This window comes from Actinacidiphila oryziradicis, assembly GCF_005047355.1.
GTDB lineage: Bacteria > Actinomycetota > Actinomycetes > Streptomycetales > Streptomycetaceae > Actinacidiphila > Actinacidiphila oryziradicis.
In genome coordinates, this window is record NZ_SUMC01000024.1 from 91753 (window position 1) to 108140 (window position 16388).

Here is a 16388-nt window from a genome sequence, read left to right on the forward strand (position 1 = left end):
GGCCGCCGAGGCCCCGGCCGGTCACATGGGTTTCCTGACCGCCAGGGCCAGGAATCGGGTATCTGTGTCGGTGTAGGCGGCGAGATCCCAGCCCGCAGCAGTCAGCAGCGGGCGCAGATTGGGTTCGGCGCGTAGATCGTCGGCGGTGAGAGCGCGCCCCTGGCGGGCGGCCAGGGCAGCCCGGCCGACAGGGTGGAAGACGACGAGGCGCCCGCCGGGCCGGGTGACCCGGGCCAGTTCGCGCAGGGCGTCGCCGGGGCCGGGCAGGTGGCCGATCAGCCCGGCGGCGAAAACCGCGTCCATGGCGGCGTCACGCAGCGGCAGCAGCGCGGCGTCGGCCACCATGAGCGCGCCCTGGTGGTGGCGGCCCGCGCGCACGGCCGCGTAGAGCATCTCCGGGGTGAGATCGGCGCCGATGACACGCCCGGCGGGTCCGACCGCCCTGCGCAATGGCGGCAGGGCCCGCCCCGTGCCGCACCCCGCGTCGAGCACGGACTGCCCCGGGCGGAGCCCGAGTTCGGCGACGGCGGCCTCATAGGCGGGGCCGTCGTCGGGGAAGCGCTTCTCCCAGTTGCCGGCGCGGGCGGCGAAGAACTCCCGGACACGCTCACGATTGGTCTCCATGCATCATGTTCGCATGGTCACGATTCGTTCCATGGCTCTCTTCGTACTCGCCGCCGTCCTCGAGATCGGCGGTGCCTGGCTGGTCTGGCAGGGCGTCCGCGAACACCGCGGATGGGTGTGGATCGGGGCGGGTGTGATCGCGTTGGGCCTGTACGGATTTGTGGCGACCTTGCAGCCGGACGCCGATTTCGGACGGATTCTGGCCGCGTACGGCGGGGTGTTCGTGGCCGGGTCGCTGCTGTGGGGGATGGGTGTGGACGGGTACCGGCCGGACCGGTTCGATGTCGCGGGAGCGGTGGTCTGCCTGGTGGGCGTGGCCATCATCATGTATGCGCCACGGAGCGTCTGAAGATTGCGCCAGGCGAGCACGTTAGAGCGCCGCCCGGTCATTCGGGACCGGACCAGAGCGCGGCCCTGTCAAATTCCGCCTGGTTCCGCAATGCCGCGGATCAGCCGCGCTTCCCGGATTAGCGTCCCGGATCCATGGGACACATGGACCACGCCAGCTTCGGCTGGCTGACCCCGACGCTTTCGTACGCCATGGCGTGCGTCGGTTCGGCACTCGGACTGCGCTGCACCGTACGGGCCCTGGCCGCGACCGGCCGCTCCCGCCGTAACTGGCTGATCACCGCCGCGAGTGCGCTCGGCACCGGCATCTGGACGATGCACTTCATCGCCATGCTTGGCTTCGGCGTCAGCGGCAGCGAGATCCGCTACGACGTGCCGCTGACCGTCCTCAGCCTGCTCGTCGCCATGCTGGTGGCCGGGATCGGGGTGTTCGCCGTCGGCTACGGCCGGCGGCGGCCCCGCGCTCTGGCCGCAGGGGGGCTCACCACCGGCCTGGGCGTGGCCAGCATGCACTACCTGGGCATGGCGGCCCTGCGGCTGCACGGCACGGTGAGCTACGACCCCTGGCTCGTCGGGCTCTCCGTGCTGATCGCGGTGGTCGCCGCGACGGCCGCGCTCTGGGCGGCGCTGACCATCCGCGCCCCGCTCGTCGTGGCCGGAGCGTGCCTCGTCATGGGCGCGGCGGTGAGCAGCATGCACTACACCGGGATGCTCGCGGTACGGGTGGCGGTCCACCCCTCGGTGCAAGCACTGCCAGGCGCCAGGGCCACCGCTTTCCTTTTCCCGCTGGTCGTGGGACTCGGCTCGTACCTCTTCCTCACCTCCGCGTTCGTCGCTCTCTCCCCGACCGCCCGCGAGCGCGCCGCGTCCGAATCGGCCGAATCCCTGCGTGAGGCCGCCGTATGAACACCCAGCACCGTGGCCGTCGCGCGCACGCCGGGCCGCCCGCGGACGAACGGCCGGCCCGGCCGGCCCTCACCAGGTCGGTGACCGAAATCCCCTTCCCGCCCCCGCACCCGCGCACCGGCACACGGCTGCGGCTGCGCCCCCGGTCGGTCCGCGCGAAGATTGTCTCCGTCCTCATGGTGCCCGTCGTTTCACTCATGGCCCTGTGGGCCTTCGCGGCCGTCACCACCGCCCAGGACATATCGGGCCAGCTGCTCCAGCATCGGATCGACGACACGATCCGTGAGCCGGTCGCCGCCACCGTCACCGCCCTCCAGACCGAACGCAGGGCGGCTGCCGGCTACCTCGCATCGCCCACCGCCGCCCGCGCCCGCGACCTGGAAAGACGGGAAGGCGCCACCGACCGGGCCGCCGCTCCGCTGCGCCTTGACGCGGGCCACACGGTGGCCGACGGCACCGGCCTGCCGGACGCGGCCTCCCGGCGCGTAAGGACCTTCGTGGACAGCGTGAAGGCGCTGCGCGAACTGCGGCCCCGGATCACCGCGCGTACCGCCGGCTGGGACACGGCGTACGACGCCTATGGGGAGGCGGTCGAGAACGCCTTCGCGGTCGGCGGCGCGCTCGCCGGAACACCAGGGGATCGCGTCGTACTGGAACTGGGCAGGGCCGGCGAACTGCTTGCCCGCGAGGACGCGATGGCCTCCGCCGCCCAGCTCACCCGCAGCCTGAGCGGCGGCCGTTACCGCGACTTCACCGGCGCCGTTCAGGGGCGCCGGCTGCTGCTGCGCGCCTGCGTGGAGGACCTGAGCCGGGACGGCCGGGCGCGCTGGGGCACGCTCATGCGGTCCGGACCGTACACGGCCCTGCAGATCCTCGAAGACCGGGTGCTCGCCGCCGGCCCCGGGCGTGCCGCCGCCGCAGCCGCACCCGCCGTGGTCTGGGAACAGGCGGCAGGACCGGTCCTCGACCGGTTGAACGCCATCGAACGGCAGACCGGCCCGTCCGCCCGGCACACCGACCCCGTCACCGGCGGCATCCTCACCCGGTCCGGAGCGGCCGTCCTGCTCGGTCTGCTCGCGGTCCTCGCCTCGCTGCTCATCTCGGTGCGGATCGGCCGCGGCCTCGTCGTGGAGCTCGTCGAACTCCGCAACGCCGCCCTGGAACTGGCCCGCCGCAAGCTGCCGCGCGCCATGCGCCGCCTGCGGGCCGGCGAGGAGATCGACATCGAGGCGGAGGTCCCGCACACCGACCACGGCGGCGACGAGATCGGCCAGGTAGGCGAGGCACTCGGCACCCTGCAGCGGGCCGCGCTGCAGGCAGCCGTGGAGCGCGCCGAACTCCTCAGCGGAGTCTCCGGCGTCTTCGTGAACCTGGCCCGCCGCAGCCAGGTCCTCGTCCACCGGCAGCTCGCCCTGCTCGACACCATGGAGCGGCGCACCGAGGACCCGAACGAACTGGAGGACCTCTTCCGGCTCGACCACCTCACCACCCGCATGCGACGCCATGCCGAGGGCCTTATCATCCTCTCCGGAGCGGCCCCCGGACGTGCCTGGAGCAGACCGGTACCTCTCACCAACGTCGTGCGCGCCGCCGTCGGCGAGGTCGAGGACTACGCGCGCATCGAGGTACGCAGGCTCCCGCCTGCCGCCGTCGTCGGCGGCGCCGTCGCCGACCTCACCCACCTGATCGCCGAACTCGTCGAGAACGCCGCCCAGTTCTCACCCCCGCACACCAAGGTCCGGGTCTATGGCGAACAGGTCGGCAATGGTTACGCCATCGAGGTCGAGGACCGCGGCCTCGGCATGGGCAAGGAAGCGATGGCAGAGGCCAACCGGCGCATCGAACAGGCGCAGGCGCTCGACCTGTTCGACAGCGACCGGCTCGGCCTCTTCGTTGTCAGCCGGCTCGCCAGACGGCAGGGGGTCAAGGTCTCGCTCCGCCCCTCCCCGTACGGCGGCACCGCCGCCGTCGTCCTGCTGCCCACCGCCCTCCTGGAACTGAACGTGCCCGAGGCCGACGCCACTCGTCCGGCGACCGCCAAGGGCCGCCCGGCCGGTCCAGTGCCGGACGGCAGCCTGCCCGCACGCACCCGGGTGTCACTCCCCGCGGCACACGAACCCCCGCCGCCCGGACCCGACCCGGCTGCCCACAGGGGCGGCATCCCGCGTGTCCTGCCGGAACCCGGCCCCGCTCTCGGCCCGGCTCCGGACACCGGCGCCAGGCCGGGTTCCGACGGCCCGGGACGGACGCCGCCCGGCGACAGCCGCCTGCCGCGCCGGGTCCGGCGGGCCAGCCTCGCGCCGCAGCTCCTGGAAGCGCCCGCCCCGAAGGGCCGCCCGGGCACCCCGCCGGACGCTCCGCCCGCGCCGGTCCGGTCGCCGGAGGACATACGCGCCACCATGACCGCGTACCGCAGCGGCTGGGTGCGCGGCGGCGGTCCCGACGCCCGGGACGCAGGCCCCGCCCGGCGCCCGCTGCGGACGGCGGCACACCCGGCTGAAGCCGCCGGCCGACACCAGGACACCGACCACACGCCGGACGGGCTGTCGCCCGAAGGAGACCACGGATGATCGACACAACGCACCGGTCCGGAGAGCTGGACTGGCTGCTGGACGAGCTCACCGACCGCGTCGCGCATGTCCGCCACGCCGTGGTGCTCGCGCGCGCTGGTACGGGAGGACGCCGAGCACCTGGCGGCGGTCGCCTCCGGCTTCAACAGCCTCGCCAAGGGCACCGGACGGCACTTCGACGCCGGTGCGGTCCGCCAGACCATGGTCGAACTCGACGGCGGCTTCCTCTTCGTCGCGGCGGCCGGCGAAGGCTCCTGCCTCACCGTGTTCGCCTCCGCAGCCGCCGATGTGGGACTGATCGCCTATGAGATGGCCCGGCTTGTGAAGCAGGTGGGGGAGCATCTGCACACCCCGCCGAGGCACGACACGCCCGGGCCATGACCCTATCCGCCGCACACTGGTTCGACGACGAGGCCGGTCCGCTGGTCCGGCCGTACGCGATGACCGGAGGCCGCACCCGCCCTGACACGGGCGGCGGCCGACTTGACCTGATCGCCCAGGTCTTCGCCGAACCGGGCGCCGCCGATGACCCGGCGCTCGCCCCGGAGCACACCATGATCCTCGCCCTGTGCCGGGGCGAGCCGCTCTCGGTCGCCGAGCTCGCCGCCGATTCCGACCTGCCCGTGGGCGTCGTACGCGTCCTGCTGGGCGACCTGCTGGCGCGGGGGAATGTGCGGGTGCTGGGGCCCGTACCACCCGCGCAACTTCCCGACGAGCACATCCTGCGAGAGGTGATCAATGGACTCCGCGCGCTTTGAGCGACACGAGCAGGAGACAACGACGGTGCCGGACGAACCTGTCATGGCCCTGAAGATCCTTATAGCCGGCGGCTTCGGTGTCGGCAAGACTACGCTGGTCGGCGCCGTCAGCGAGATCCGGCCGCTGCGCACCGAGGAGCGGCTCAGCGAGGTCGGCCGCGATGTGGACCACACCGATGGAGTCGAACGCAAGACCACCACCACCGTCGCCATGGACTTCGGCCGCATCACCATCCGGGCCGGACTCGCGCTCTATTTGTTCGGCACGCCCGGGCAGGACCGGTTCTGGTTCCTGTGGGACGAACTGTCCAACGGCGCCCTGGGCGCGGTGGTGCTGGCCGACACGCGCCGCCTGGAGGACTGCTTCCCGGCGGTGGACTTCTTCGAGCATCGTGGCATCCCGTTCGCGGTTGCCGTCAACTGCTTCCCGGGGTCGCGCACCCACCGGACACAGGACGTCTCACGTGCCCTGGACCTGGAGGCCGGCACTCCAGTCGTGCTGTGCGACGCGAGGGACCGCGAGTCCGGCAAGGAGGTACTGATCGCGTTGGTGGAGCATGCCGGGCGGATGCACACCGCGCGGCTGCTGGATTCCGTGGGCTGAGGAGTGCGGCGCGCTGTACCCGACACGCCCGGAAAATACCCGGGCACCGACCATATTGAGTGCTCCCAGGGTTTCCCGCGTACAGGGTGGCGGATACCACGCGCGAGCGTGCTCGCGTCTCCACCCCCATAGGAGGAGTGCCCAGATGCACCAGCGGATCGGTGCCGTCGTCGCCGGGGCGGCCGCGGCGCTTCTTCTCATCGCGGCCTCGGCGGCGTCCGGTGACGGCGGAGGGGCAGCCGGAGTGAGACCGGCCACGAGTCACCAGGCCGCGCATTCGCGGGCCGCGGAATTCCGGAATCCACCCGTCCTCTTCGTCGCGTACAATACCCGCCCCGGCCACAGCCAACTGCCGGTCTACTGGTACCACGGGGACGCCGGGACGGTTGGCGTCACCGGCCACTGAGCGGCCGGCATGGGGAGAGCCGTGGCGGCCCTCCCGCAAGCAGCAGTTCAGCCGGCGCCGACCGTCATCAGGAGCCGCTCGACGGATGCGGCGGCGCGGCCTCCTCGTACAACGGCTCCCCTGGACTCCCCGCCCGCAGCAAGTGGCGCCAGCGGTCCGCGTCGTATTCCTGGGGCGAGGTCGTCTCGAGGAACTCCTCCAGCACGGAGACGAAACGCTCCGGCGCGTCATGGTGCGGGAAATGCCCGGCCTCCTCGAAGATCTCCACTCGGCTGCCGGGCATCGTGGTGTGCGCCAGGCCGGCGTGCGCCACCGGGATCACAGCGTCGTGAGCACCCCAGATGATCAGGGTCGGCAGACCCGCCGTCAGATAGCCGCGGTCCGTCATGGTGACGACCTGGCCGCGCAGATCGACTCCCGCGCGCAGCGTACGGAGGAACGCCTGGCGCGCAGTGGCGCTGTTCAGGGCGAGATAGCGGTCCAGGACGTAGTCGAAGTCGTGCCGCCCGAGGCCGAGGCCGCCGGTGCGCCGTAGGACGGGTGCCAGGAGGCGCAGCGCACTGCGAACCGGCGCGGAGGTCGCCAGCGGCAGCCCCAGTTCCGCACCGGGCCCGGCCCCGAGCCGCAGCAGTGGATGCACTTCGGGGCCGATGCCACCGCCGCCCACGATCACCAGCCGCTCGCACCGCTCAGGGAACTGGTAGGCGAACTGCATCGCCACTCCGGCTCCCAGCGAGTGCCCGACCACTGTCACCCGGTCAATGCCCAGCACAGCGAGCAGATCCCGCATCCCGCACGCGTACGCGGCCACCGCGTAGTCGGCGCGCGGCTGCTCGCTCCCGCCGTGGCCCAGCAGGTCCGGGGCGATGACAGTACGTTGCCGGGCCAGTCTCGCCAGGATGGGGGACCAGGTCACCGAGGAGTCACCGAGACCGTGCACCAGCAGCAGCGGCGGACCGCTCCCGGCCATCCGGAACGCCCGGCGGTAGCCATGGATCTCCCGGTACAGCACGGGGACATCACCCAAGCAGTGGGCTGCCGCGGGTACGGGACCGCACGCCCATCCGACGATCGCTCCCCGTTCCATGTGACCAGAGTGCTGCGGAAGCATTTCCACGGCATTGCCCCGTGGTTGGCGCGACGTGAACTACCCCGCGCTGACCACGGCGCAATGGTCCGTCAGCAGAACGGTGGTGTCCCCGCCGCCCCATTCCAGTGACGGAGGACCCCACGCCATGCGCATGCGGCCCCACTCCATCAGGACACAACTAGTGACGCTGCTCCTTGTTCCGTCGCTCTCACTGGCCCACCGGTGGATGTACAGCACATACTCCTCCGTGAACGACGCATTGCGGCTGATCCGCGCAGTCGGCATGTACCGCTACTACGGCACCGTTCCTGGGCAGTGAGCGGGAGTGTGTCCTGGCTCACCGGCACGTCCCGAACGCTCTTGGACGCACTGGTCCTCCTCCCCCATAGCCCTTCGGGCATGGGACAGCAGTGCGATCAGCAGCCGCAAGCTGCTGCAGGACATCGCCGCGCCCGGACTCCCCGACACAGAGCGGAGCAGTCTTGAGGACTTCCAGAACGGCAAGCTCGGCGGTGCGCTGAACTCGGTGGAGCTGATGGCCCGCAGCACCGACGCCAAGGGCGCGCCCTTCGCCGTGCAGAAGGCCTGTGGCAGCGGAGTGTGGATGACGCGCTCGGCGAACTGGGCGCCATCAACAGCGAAGCGGCCCGCGACGTGGCGGAGGAGGCCCGGTCCAACGGCACCGCCGTGGTCGTCCGGGCCGGCGCGACCAGCCTGGCCGCACTGGCGGCCGTCGTCATCTCGGTGTTCGTCTCGCTGCGTCTCAGTCGCCGGATCGCGCGCCGGCTGGCTACCCTGCGACGACGCCCTGGAACTGTCCGAGAACCGGCTGTCGGAGGTCCTGCGCAAGCTACGCGCCGGCGAGGATCTCGACGAGGAGGTGGTGGCCCGTGCGGCCCCGGCGCTGCGGGTCGGCGACGACGAGATCGGCCAGGTCGGCCGGGCGTTCAGTACCACGCAGCGAGCGGCGGTACAGGCAGCCGTCGAACAGGAGCGGCTCCGGCGCTGGGTCTCCGAGGTCTTCACCAATCTGGCCGGGCGCAGCCAGTCGCTGCTGCACCGCCAGCTCACCCTGCTCGACACCTTGCAACGGCGCGTCCAGGACCCGGCCGAGTTCGAGGACCTGTTCCGACTCGACCACATGACGACCCGGATGCGTCGACACGCCGAGGGCCTGCTAATCCTTTCGGGAAACGCTCCGGGCCGGGCGTGGCGCCGGCCGGTCCGGCTCTCCGAGGTGGTGCGGGCGGCAGTCGGCGAGACCGAGGACTACCCACGGGTGGGTCGTACGGCGTATGCCGCGGGTCGAACTGGCGGGCTCGGCTGTCGCCGATGTGCGGCATCTGCTCGCCGAGCTGATCGAGAACGCCACCGCCTTCTCGCCGCCGGAGACCGCGGTCACCGTCCGTGGCGCTGGGCGGCCCGCGTCCGTTCCGTTCCGGCGCCCGTCCGGGCCGCCGGAACGGAACGGACGGGGATAGGGCTGCCGAAGAGGCCGCGACAGGCCAGTCGCGTAATGCGGTTGCGGGATGAGCCGGTGCACGAGAGCCCGGCGCAAGGGCCGCCGACCAGCACAGAGCGGGAACGATCGCCGGAAGAGGCCCGTTCCACCATGACGGCGTTCGCCCGCGGCCTGGCCCGTGGCCGCAGCGTCGACGTACTGCAGGCGAGCGGAAAGAACAGGGGATCACGGTGAGCACCGACAGTGGTAATGGCCTCGGATGGCTGCTGGACGACCTGACCGAACGGGTGCCGCATGTGCGGCACGCGCTCGTCCTGTCCAACGACGGGCTGGTGACCGGGGCCAGCGGAAGCCTGGACCGGGCGACCGCCGAGCACCTGGCTGCCGTCTCCTCCGGCTTCCACAGCCTTGCCAAAGGGGCCGGACGGCACTTCCACGCGGGCGGCGTCCGGCAGACGATGGTCGAATTCGACGAGGGTTTCCTTTTCGTCACCGCCGCAGGGGACGGCAGCTGCCTCTCCGTGCTGAGCGGCATGCAGGCCGATGTCGGACAGATCGCCTACGAGATGACCCTCATGGTGCACCGGGTCGGCGAGCACCTGGGCGTGGCGCCGCGGCAGCACGACACCGCGGCCCCGGGGGAGTGACGCCGGATGGGGCCGTCGCAGGACGACAAGGGCGCGCTCTGGTACGACGACGAGGCCGGTCCGATGGTCCGTGCGTACACCATCACCGGCGGCCGGACCCGGCCCGTCAGGAGCGGCGACCTCGATCTGATCGCCGTCCTGGTCGCCGAGCCGGGGATGCCTCCGGATGACGACCTGGACGAGGAGCACTTCGAGCTGCTCGACCTCTGCCGCCGGGGCCCGCTCTCCGTCGCCGAGTTGGCTTGCTGCAGCACGTGATCAGCGGGCTCCGCGCCTTGTGACCGGCGCTGAGCCGGAAGTTATCCACAGGCCTGAATCGGCTGTCGGACGGCTGCGGTACATTCGTGACTGTCAGTGATGGATCGTGACGGGGGGATGTCATGGCTGTACGGGAACTGGTTGCCGCAGAAACGCTCGGACCGCAGCGGGCCAGGGAGGCGCTGGGCCTGGAACCGGTGGAGTTCGAAGTGGCGGTGGAGCTGGGGGAGGTGCGTACGAGCCCGGCAGCCGGCGGCCGGCGCCGGGTCACCCAGGCGGAGGTGGACCGGCTGCGGGCCGAAGAGGGTTTCCCGCAATTGTTGCGCGAGCGGCTGAGGACAGCCGGCAGTGCCGATGGCGCGGACTTGATCTGCATCACCCGCGACCGCTTCACCAAGCTCGCCAAGGGGGGCCTCCTCCAACCTGTCCGCTGGTATGTGAACCGGTACCGGGCCGTGGTCTGGCTCTACTCCGTGGACGAGATCCGGTGGTTCGCGGCATCCAACCCGGCGCTGCTCGACGGGCGGTTGCCCGTCGGGCTGCGCCAGGCCCTCGATGAGGGGGAGGACCACCGGGCACGCGGCTGGCGGGCCCGCCGTGTCGAACAGCTCCGGCGGGACGCTGTCGATGACTGGGAAGAAGCCGCTGTCTGGACCGCGCTGCTCGGGCCCGAGAATGCCGCGGAGGCGGTGCCCGACATCTATGAACGAGCCTATCTGCGGAAGCTGAAGCCCGGGCTGCCGCCCGGCATCACCGGCCCTTATGCCTCACAAGAACTGGTCGACGCGACCGTCACCGCCGACCACCCGGACGAGATCGCCTATGCCCGCTTCGCGCTCGCCCATGCGATGGGCCGCGCCCGGGCCCGGCACCCGGCTCCCCGGCCGGGACATGGGCTCGAACCCGTACCGGAGGGGGCGCCGGCCCCCGGGGCGGCACAGCGCGAACGGCCGCGCAGGCGATGGCTGAGGCTGCTCTGCCGGAGCTGAAGGCGCGCGGCGTCATCCCTGACTAGGCCGGTGGCGGGGGAGCGTGGTGGAACGTACGGTAGGCGCAGCCAGCCGAGTTCGCCGTCGGCCGCGGCCGCGCGGGCGGCAAGACGGGCTTCTCACAGAACAGGGGCAGACCCGCCTCGACGGCGGCGAGGACGCGCGTGAGTGCCCTCCCGGTCCGGCGTTGCCGGGACGTCCCGAGAGGGCTGTCAGGCCCGGCTCCGAGCAGCAGCGCTTACCAGGATCACCTTAGGGTTGGCCCCGTGGCGATACTTCGCGACTGGGAGAGCCGGCTGCCGGGCTTTCTACGGCCTCCCGCCCTCCTGGACCACCGGCCGGATCACTCCGAACGGGTCGTGACACCCCGGCTGGCGCTCTTCTTCCTGGCGGCGGCAGCACTGCTGGTCCCCCGGACCGTCACTCTCTTCCTGACCCTGCCGCACCGGGAGGACGCTGCACGCTGGCACATCGCCTGGGGCGGCTTCGACACTCTACTGATCGTGGTCTTCGTGAGCGCCGGCATCCGCATCCTGCGGCTGTCCCCGGCCGGGGCTCTGGCCATGGCCTCGGCTTCCGCGTTGCTGATCACCGATGCCTGGTTCGATGTCATGACGGCGCCCACCACCCGCGACCTGGTCCAGGCCCCTGGCGGGACTGGTCGAGCTGCCCATGGCCGCCGTCTGCATCCGAGCGGCCTGGCGCATCGTCGGAGTATTCAGCCAGGCCAGGCCTTACCTCCAGGCGGCCGGATTCACCGTCCACCACGGCAGGCTGGTGCCGCCGCCCGACTGGCAGGACCGCATCGCACCCTGCCGGGACGCAGGCCCCGCCGGGGTGCTGACCCAGCGCGCGGGCGGCACGAGTCACGACAGTCCCTCCTTCGTCACCGAGACCGGCAGCCGGCCCCACGGTCGTGGATCCGGCCGCAGGCCGGCCCACGGCCGCCGGTCGCAGCCGGCCAATCCTGGCGGGGAACCCGGCTCGGGCGGGCTCGCGGTGTTTCGGGAATTACTCAGGCGCTCAGGCGTTGCCTTCGTAGCCGGCGGGTGGTCCCTCCTGCGGGCCGAGCGTCGGCTCGAAGGTGGCGACGTAGCGGTCGAAGAGGGGCTTCCACGCGTCTCCCGCCGGGGTGTGACCGGCCAGCAGCTCAAGGCAGACCTCCCATCCCGCGGCGTTCCGGGCGGCGATCTCGCGGTCCAGCTCGTCGGTGAAGACCAGCCGGGTACCGCCCGACGGTTCAGGCGTCAGCTCGAAGCGGAGCGTCTCGTCTCCCCAGGTGTAGGCCAGGACGCGGGGCTCCTCGGCTTCGAGGACTTCACCGGTGAGCGTCGGGCCTTCGCCGTTGCGGAACGGGAAGCTCAGCGTCGCGCCCACAGTCCAGGCGTCGGTGATGATGTCGCTCGGGAACCAGGCCTTGAGCTCCTCGCGATCGGTGATCGCCTGCCACACGGCCTCCGGCGGCTGCGGCAGAATGCGCTCGAACCGGACCACGGGTCGCGCGCCTCCGGTCCGCAGTGTGGCCTTGCTGGCGTCGTTCATTGTCTCGTCCTCTCGTCCAGGTGGCGTTCGAGCCGGCCCAGGCTCGCGCTCCACAGCTTTCGGTACGGCTCCAGCCAGGCGTCCAGCTCGGCCAGCGGCTGGGGCCGTATCCGGTAGAGGCGTCGCTGAGCGTCGCGCCTGACCTCCACGAGTCCGGCGTCCCTGAGCACTCGCAGGTGCTTGGAGACGGAAGGCTGGGTTATCCCCAGGTGGTCGACGAGGTCGCCCACGGGCCGCTCGCCGTCCCGCAGCAGGTCGAGAATGCGGCGACGGTTCGGATCCGCGAGTACCTCGATGACGTCGGCTACCGGCACGACTCCATTATGCCCACTAGGTTATATGCACGTCCAGGAATGTACGCGGGAACGGTCACGGACGAACGAGGTCAGCGGAGTCGACGCGATCCCCGATGCGCGGGTCGCTGCCGGCCTGCGAGGCGCGCTCAGCCTTCAGGCCGGAGGTGCCGGTGCCCCGGGGCCACGCGATTGCTGCGTTTGTCGGTCCGCCCGAGGGCATCCGGTACAAGGACGACCCTCCGCCGAGCAGCCCGGCACCGTGCTGAGCACCCCCTTCCCCGGCGGGGAAGGGGGTGCCGGCGGCTCCCGGCCTCAGGCCAGCGCACGGCCCAGTGCGCGCACGGTCCAGCCGGCGGCCTGCCAGCGCACGTCGTCGCTGTCGGGCTTGAAGGCCGCGCCGAGCACCGCGACATTGCGTCCCAGGAACGAACCGCCGATCAGGTCGCGTGCCAGGTCGACGGTGCGGCGCCGGCGACGCATGTTTATCTCGTCGACCTCCCGGAGGAAGCCCAGCGCGTCGTGCACTCCCAGCTCCTGGGCGCGGACCATGAACGCGCGGATGTCCTTGGGCAGGCAGCCGCCCCCGAAACCCAGACCCGCGGACAGGAATCGCGGGCCGATGCGGGCGTCGTACCCGATCGCCTTCGCGACGGTGGTGACGTCGCCGCCGGTCACCTCACAGATGTCCGCGATCGCGTTGATGAAGGAGATCTTCGTGGCCAGGAACGCGTTGGCGGACACCTTCACCAGCTCGGCCGTCGCGAGGTCCGTCGAGATCCACGGCGTACCGTCAGCCTCCCAGCATCGGGGCGTACACGGCGCGCAGCAAGTCGTCGGCGGACGCGGACGCGACGCCGACGACGAGCCGGTCCGGGTGCAGCGTGTCCTGCACCGCGAAACCCTCCCGCAGGAACTCCGGGTTCCAGGCCAGCTCGGCGCCCGCACCGACCGGTGCCGCCTCGCGGACGCGCGCGGTGAGGCGCGCGGCAGTGCCAACGGGCACGGTCGACTTGCCGGCGACGAGCGTCTCGCGGTGCAGATGCGGTGCCAGTCCGTCGATCACGGCATCGACGTGGCGTAAATCGGCCGCGTTCGAGCCGGGCTTCTGCGGGGTGCCGACGCAGAGGAAATGTACGTCGCCGAATTCCGCGGCCTCGGCGAGCGAGGTGGCGAATCGCAGCCTGCCCCTCTCGACGTTGCGGGACAAGACTTCGCCGAGCCCCGGCTCGTGGAAGGGTGGGCGGCCGGCGGCCAGCGCCTCGATCTTGGCAGTGTCGACGTCCACGCCGAGCACCTCGTGGCCGATCTCGGCCATGCAGGCGGCGTGGACTGCACCAAGGTATCCGGTGCCGATGACGGTGATACGCAAGGGAACCTCCTGTGGGGGGATGGCGGTTCAGGCAGTGCGGTTGAGGTGGTGCGGTTCAGACGGTGGGACTGGCGGAATAGCCCGTGGGGTGGAGCCGCTGGAAGTGCCAGGCGTCGGCGCACATGGCGGCGAGGTCGCGGGTGGTCCGCCAGCCCCAGGCGCGTTCGACGCGGCCGGCATCCGCGATGAGGGCAGGAACGTCGCCGGGGCGGCGCGCCTCGACGCGGTAAGGGATCGGGGCACCGACAGCGCTCGCGAACTCGGCCATGAGTTCCAGCACCGACGCTCCGGATCCGGTGCCGAGGTTGAAGACGCGCAGACCCCTCTCGTCGTCGAGGTGGTCCAGCGCGACGCGATGGCCGTCGGCGACGTCGACCACGTGGATGTAGTCGCGCACACCGGTGCCATCGGGGGTCGGATAGTCGTCGCCGATTCAGCAGCTCCACACAGGTGTGACTGCCGATGAAACCGGCACCACCGGTGACAAGAACGGTCTGGGGCACGGGATTCTCGCTTTCTCGGGTCGGTCTCATCGGTCTCGTCGGCCTTATCGGTCTCACCGGCCGAAGACCGCGGAGAAGTAGGCGGGGTAGCGGGCGATGGCCACGGCCACGGGCACGGCCGCGAGAGTGGCCACCAGGAGCGGGACGTCCGCGGTTTGCCGTGCGGCGACGCGGAATCGGGTTCCGGCGGCGCGGGCCATCTCCTTGGCGTGCAGCAGCGGGACGGCAAGCGCGACGATCGTGTAGGTAGTCGCGCCGAGCAGACACAGGAACGCGTAGCCCGCCGCTTTGGTGAAGTGCTCCGCGTAGAGCGACGATCCGGCCAGGAGCAGATTGGTCAGGACGTAGGGCATCACCAGCCGCAGCGGCAGCGGCTCCATCCCGCCGACGGACTTCGGAGTGACCTTGAAGGTGATCTGCCGCGGCCTTATCCACTGCACGAACGCCGCCGACACGCCCCACGCGATGAACGGCCAACGGGTCAGGCAGTAGAGGTTGTTCTCCCAGCTCAGGATCGGGGCCCGCCGGGGGCGCAGCAGTCCTCTGCGGCGCAGCAGGAGGGTCAGGGCCAGCACCCAGACCGAGATCGACCACCAGAACAGCAGGAACACGGCGTAGTTGACGTTGATCCACGGTGCGCCGGTGATGGCGGCGATGGGCGCCAGGGCCAGCCCACCGACCGTGGTCCCCGCCAGCAGCACGTAGAAGATCAGCGCGTAGAGGAAACGCAGCCGCAGTTTCCAGGGCAGTCGGGGCAGGTGCCTCGGGACGAGCCCGAGCAGCACGGTCGTCAGGCTGCGCGACCACTGGAACTCCTGCACCAGCATCGCGGAGAAGGTCAGCGGGCCGTCGCCGTGGGCTTCGGCGTCATCGCGAAGGCGCCCTGCCACCCGGCCGAGTTGAGCAGAAAACTCGTCGAGAAGTCTTCCGCCAGTTCGGGGCCGATACCGCCGATGTCCCGCAGGGCGTTGGTGCGTACCGCGTAGTGCGAGCCGATGCAGACCGGCCCGAGACCGGCGCTGTGTCCGAGCTGCGCCGGGCCGTGGAACGTCGCCTCGCGATGCAGCCGCCCTCGTGCGGCCCAGGACAGCCCGGCGTTGGCGTCGCACACGCTGGGGGCGGCGACGTAACCGATCGCGCTGTCGGCGAAGGGGCGGACCATCTCGGTGAGATAGTCCGGCTCCGGGACGTGGTCACAGTCGAGCTGGGCCACCACGTCGTAGTTCTCGTAACCGCCGTGGTCGTAGAAGTAGGCGAGGTTGCCCTCCTTGCACCGGGTCCTACGAGGCCAGGTGGCGCGGTGATAGGTCTCCATCTCGAAGCGGGTGGAGAGCTGGACGCCGTATATGCCGCACCAGTTCCGTATCTCTTCGGTGGGCGACTCGTCGCACAGCCAAACGTCGAAGGGGTGTGGGAACCGCTGGCACAACATCGCGACCAGCGTCGCCCGGACGGTCTCCCAGGGCTCGGACGGTGCGCGGGTGACCACGAAGGCGACGCGGAGCCCGGGTACGTCGATGCGCGGATCCACTCGCTTGAGCCGGTTGACCCCGACCATGAAGTAGACCGGCATCACCGAGAGGTAGAGCAGCACTGTGCTGTTGACCCCGAGACCCACCCAGGTGACCCGGTGTGCCGGCTCCAGCCACCACCGCCAGAACAGCACCAGGCAGGTCAGCCAGCCGATGCTCATCAGCGCGACCAGCATCCGGTCGCTGGTGCGCAGAACGGGCACGAACGTCCCGCGCTGCGGCCGGCGCAGCACGATGAGGCAACGGTCCAGCAGCGGCCCGCTCGCCCGGATGCCTACGACGCTGCCCCGGGACAGGGCGGACACCGCGTTCACGAGCTGGTCGTGGTCCCGCAGGGAGACCACGGGGGCGGGGGCGCGGTGCCGGACGGCAGGAAGGGAAGCATCTGGGGCCGACCACGGAGGCATGGGTGTGCCGGCGCCCGAATTCAGGGTACTCACGTACCGGACTCCGAATCATGAGCATGTCATTCCCATCGGCCACT

General features: G+C 71.0%; 18 protein-coding genes and 3 pseudogenes. 12 read left to right on the forward strand and 9 right to left on the reverse strand.

Annotated features, from left to right (window positions below; genetic code table 11):
* Positions 1 to 21 precede the first annotated feature (21 nt).
* A complete protein-coding gene (locus FCI23_RS24205) occupies positions 22 to 624 on the reverse strand; it encodes a class I SAM-dependent methyltransferase (protein WP_136726031.1) in 603 nt (200 codons plus the stop codon).
* A gap of 13 nt (positions 625 to 637) precedes the next feature.
* Here FCI23_RS24205 and FCI23_RS24210 point away from each other — a divergent pair, with 13 nt between their 5' ends.
* The 7 genes and pseudogenes from FCI23_RS24210 (at position 638) to FCI23_RS24240 (ending at position 6216) form a co-directional block, all read left to right on the forward strand.
* Positions 638 to 973, forward strand: coding sequence for a YnfA family protein (locus FCI23_RS24210; protein ID WP_136726032.1), 336 nt, complete (start codon positions 638 to 640; stop codon positions 971 to 973).
* A gap of 134 nt (positions 974 to 1107) precedes the next feature.
* Positions 1108 to 1878, forward strand: a complete 771-nt coding sequence (locus FCI23_RS24215) for an MHYT domain-containing protein (RefSeq protein WP_136726033.1) — start codon at positions 1108 to 1110, stop codon at positions 1876 to 1878.
* The gene (locus FCI23_RS24220) at positions 1875 to 4448 is read left to right on the forward strand and encodes a sensor histidine kinase (RefSeq protein ID WP_136726034.1); all 2574 of its coding nucleotides are present in this window, start codon (positions 1875 to 1877) and stop codon (positions 4446 to 4448) included. The genes FCI23_RS24215 and FCI23_RS24220 overlap by 4 nt, the downstream gene beginning before the upstream one ends.
* Positions 4445 to 4829, forward strand: a pseudogene (locus tag FCI23_RS24225) (roadblock/LC7 domain-containing protein). Before FCI23_RS24220 ends, FCI23_RS24225 begins: the two are co-directional and overlap by 4 nt.
* On the forward strand, positions 4826 to 5206 hold the full coding sequence (locus FCI23_RS24230) for a DUF742 domain-containing protein (protein ID WP_136726035.1): 381 nt from the start codon (positions 4826 to 4828) through the stop codon (positions 5204 to 5206). Before FCI23_RS24225 ends, FCI23_RS24230 begins: the two are co-directional and overlap by 4 nt.
* On the forward strand, positions 5187 to 5810 hold the full coding sequence (locus FCI23_RS24235) for a GTP-binding protein (protein ID WP_407646017.1): 624 nt from the start codon (positions 5187 to 5189) through the stop codon (positions 5808 to 5810). The genes FCI23_RS24230 and FCI23_RS24235 overlap by 20 nt, the downstream gene beginning before the upstream one ends.
* A 145-nt stretch (positions 5811 to 5955) precedes the next feature.
* Positions 5956 to 6216 (forward strand): hypothetical protein, encoded by a 261-nt coding sequence (locus FCI23_RS24240; protein WP_136726036.1) that lies wholly within the window; start codon positions 5956 to 5958, stop codon positions 6214 to 6216.
* A gap of 67 nt (positions 6217 to 6283) precedes the next feature.
* On the opposite strand, the gene FCI23_RS24245 is transcribed toward FCI23_RS24240, so the two are convergent.
* Entirely contained in the window at positions 6284 to 7303 is a 1020-nt protein-coding gene (locus tag FCI23_RS24245; protein ID WP_136726037.1) for an alpha/beta fold hydrolase, read from the reverse strand.
* Between the two features lie 148 nt (positions 7304 to 7451).
* Between FCI23_RS24245 and FCI23_RS56605 the strand changes: the two genes are divergently transcribed.
* Positions 7452 to 7625: a hypothetical protein gene (locus FCI23_RS56605; RefSeq protein ID WP_169316916.1), complete on the forward strand. Its 174-nt coding sequence runs from the start codon at positions 7452 to 7454 to the stop codon at positions 7623 to 7625.
* 531 nt (positions 7626 to 8156) lie between these two features.
* On the opposite strand, the gene FCI23_RS63845 is transcribed toward FCI23_RS56605, so the two are convergent.
* Positions 8157 to 8471 (reverse strand): hypothetical protein, encoded by a 315-nt coding sequence (locus FCI23_RS63845; protein WP_136726038.1) that lies wholly within the window; start codon positions 8469 to 8471, stop codon positions 8157 to 8159.
* 130 nt (positions 8472 to 8601) lie between these two features.
* On the opposite strand from FCI23_RS63845, the gene FCI23_RS63850 reads away from it, so the two are divergent.
* The 4 genes from FCI23_RS63850 to FCI23_RS24270 all read left to right on the forward strand — a co-directional run bounded on the left by FCI23_RS63850 (position 8602) and on the right by FCI23_RS24270 (position 10662).
* Positions 8602 to 8787: a sensor histidine kinase gene (locus FCI23_RS63850; RefSeq protein WP_136726039.1), complete on the forward strand. Its 186-nt coding sequence runs from the start codon at positions 8602 to 8604 to the stop codon at positions 8785 to 8787.
* 211 nt (positions 8788 to 8998) lie between these two features.
* The gene (locus tag FCI23_RS24260; protein WP_136726040.1) at positions 8999 to 9415 is read left to right on the forward strand and encodes a roadblock/LC7 domain-containing protein; all 417 of its coding nucleotides are present in this window, start codon (positions 8999 to 9001) and stop codon (positions 9413 to 9415) included.
* A 6-nt stretch (positions 9416 to 9421) separates the two neighbouring features.
* Entirely contained in the window at positions 9422 to 9673 is a 252-nt protein-coding gene (locus FCI23_RS24265) for a DUF742 domain-containing protein (protein ID WP_136726041.1), read from the forward strand.
* Positions 9674 to 9795: 122 nt separating this feature from the next.
* Positions 9796 to 10662 carry a DUF6397 family protein gene (locus FCI23_RS24270; protein WP_136726042.1) on the forward strand — a complete coding sequence of 289 codons (867 nt, stop codon included), beginning with the start codon at positions 9796 to 9798 and terminating at the stop codon, positions 10660 to 10662.
* 1023 nt (positions 10663 to 11685) lie between these two features.
* On the opposite strand, the gene FCI23_RS24275 is transcribed toward FCI23_RS24270, so the two are convergent.
* The 6 genes and pseudogenes from FCI23_RS24275 to FCI23_RS60025 all read right to left on the reverse strand — a co-directional run bounded on the left by FCI23_RS24275 (position 11686) and on the right by FCI23_RS60025 (position 16344).
* Complete coding sequence (locus FCI23_RS24275; RefSeq protein WP_136726043.1) at positions 11686 to 12204, reverse strand: SRPBCC family protein; 519 nt, start codon at positions 12202 to 12204, stop codon at positions 11686 to 11688.
* Entirely contained in the window at positions 12201 to 12518 is a 318-nt protein-coding gene (locus FCI23_RS24280; protein ID WP_136726044.1) for an ArsR/SmtB family transcription factor, read from the reverse strand. Before FCI23_RS24280 ends, FCI23_RS24275 begins: the two co-directional genes overlap by 4 nt.
* Before the next feature lie 345 nt (positions 12519 to 12863).
* Positions 12864 to 13815 (reverse strand): annotated as a pseudogene (locus FCI23_RS24285) (UDP-glucose dehydrogenase family protein); the annotation flags it as partial.
* Between the two features lie 109 nt (positions 13816 to 13924).
* Positions 13925 to 14299 (reverse strand): annotated as a pseudogene (locus FCI23_RS24290) (NAD-dependent epimerase/dehydratase family protein); the annotation flags it as partial.
* Between the two features lie 126 nt (positions 14300 to 14425).
* Positions 14426 to 15262 (reverse strand): hypothetical protein, encoded by an 837-nt coding sequence (locus tag FCI23_RS60020; protein ID WP_246143936.1) that lies wholly within the window; start codon positions 15260 to 15262, stop codon positions 14426 to 14428.
* Positions 15211 to 16344 carry a glycosyltransferase gene (locus FCI23_RS60025; RefSeq protein WP_246143937.1) on the reverse strand — a complete coding sequence of 378 codons (1134 nt, stop codon included), beginning with the start codon at positions 16342 to 16344 and terminating at the stop codon, positions 15211 to 15213. The genes FCI23_RS60020 and FCI23_RS60025 overlap by 52 nt, the downstream gene beginning before the upstream one ends.
* Between the last annotated feature and the right edge of the window lie 44 nt (positions 16345 to 16388).

Excerpts from the sequence above, each read along its gene's own strand:
- FCI23_RS24205 (WP_136726031.1), bottom strand. The coding sequence starts at position 624 with ATGGAGACCAATCGTGAGCGTGTCCGGGAGTTCTTCGCCGCCCGCGCC.
- FCI23_RS24210 (WP_136726032.1), top strand. The coding sequence starts at position 638 with ATGGTCACGATTCGTTCCATGGCTCTCTTCGTACTCGCCGCCGTCCTC.
- FCI23_RS24215 (WP_136726033.1), top strand. The coding sequence starts at position 1,108 with ATGGGACACATGGACCACGCCAGCTTCGGCTGGCTGACCCCGACGCTT.
- FCI23_RS24220 (WP_136726034.1), top strand. The coding sequence starts at position 1,875 with ATGAACACCCAGCACCGTGGCCGTCGCGCGCACGCCGGGCCGCCCGCG.
- FCI23_RS24230 (WP_136726035.1), top strand. The coding sequence starts at position 4,826 with ATGACCCTATCCGCCGCACACTGGTTCGACGACGAGGCCGGTCCGCTG.
- FCI23_RS24235 (WP_407646017.1), top strand. The coding sequence starts at position 5,187 with ATGGACTCCGCGCGCTTTGAGCGACACGAGCAGGAGACAACGACGGTG.
- FCI23_RS24240 (WP_136726036.1), top strand. The coding sequence starts at position 5,956 with ATGCACCAGCGGATCGGTGCCGTCGTCGCCGGGGCGGCCGCGGCGCTT.
- FCI23_RS24245 (WP_136726037.1), bottom strand. The coding sequence starts at position 7,303 with ATGGAACGGGGAGCGATCGTCGGATGGGCGTGCGGTCCCGTACCCGCG.
- FCI23_RS56605 (WP_169316916.1), top strand. The coding sequence starts at position 7,452 with ATGCGCATGCGGCCCCACTCCATCAGGACACAACTAGTGACGCTGCTC.
- FCI23_RS63850 (WP_136726039.1), top strand. The coding sequence starts at position 8,602 with ATGCCGCGGGTCGAACTGGCGGGCTCGGCTGTCGCCGATGTGCGGCAT.
- FCI23_RS24265 (WP_136726041.1), top strand. The coding sequence starts at position 9,422 with ATGGGGCCGTCGCAGGACGACAAGGGCGCGCTCTGGTACGACGACGAG.
- FCI23_RS24270 (WP_136726042.1), top strand. The coding sequence starts at position 9,796 with ATGGCTGTACGGGAACTGGTTGCCGCAGAAACGCTCGGACCGCAGCGG.
- FCI23_RS24275 (WP_136726043.1), bottom strand. The coding sequence starts at position 12,204 with ATGAACGACGCCAGCAAGGCCACACTGCGGACCGGAGGCGCGCGACCC.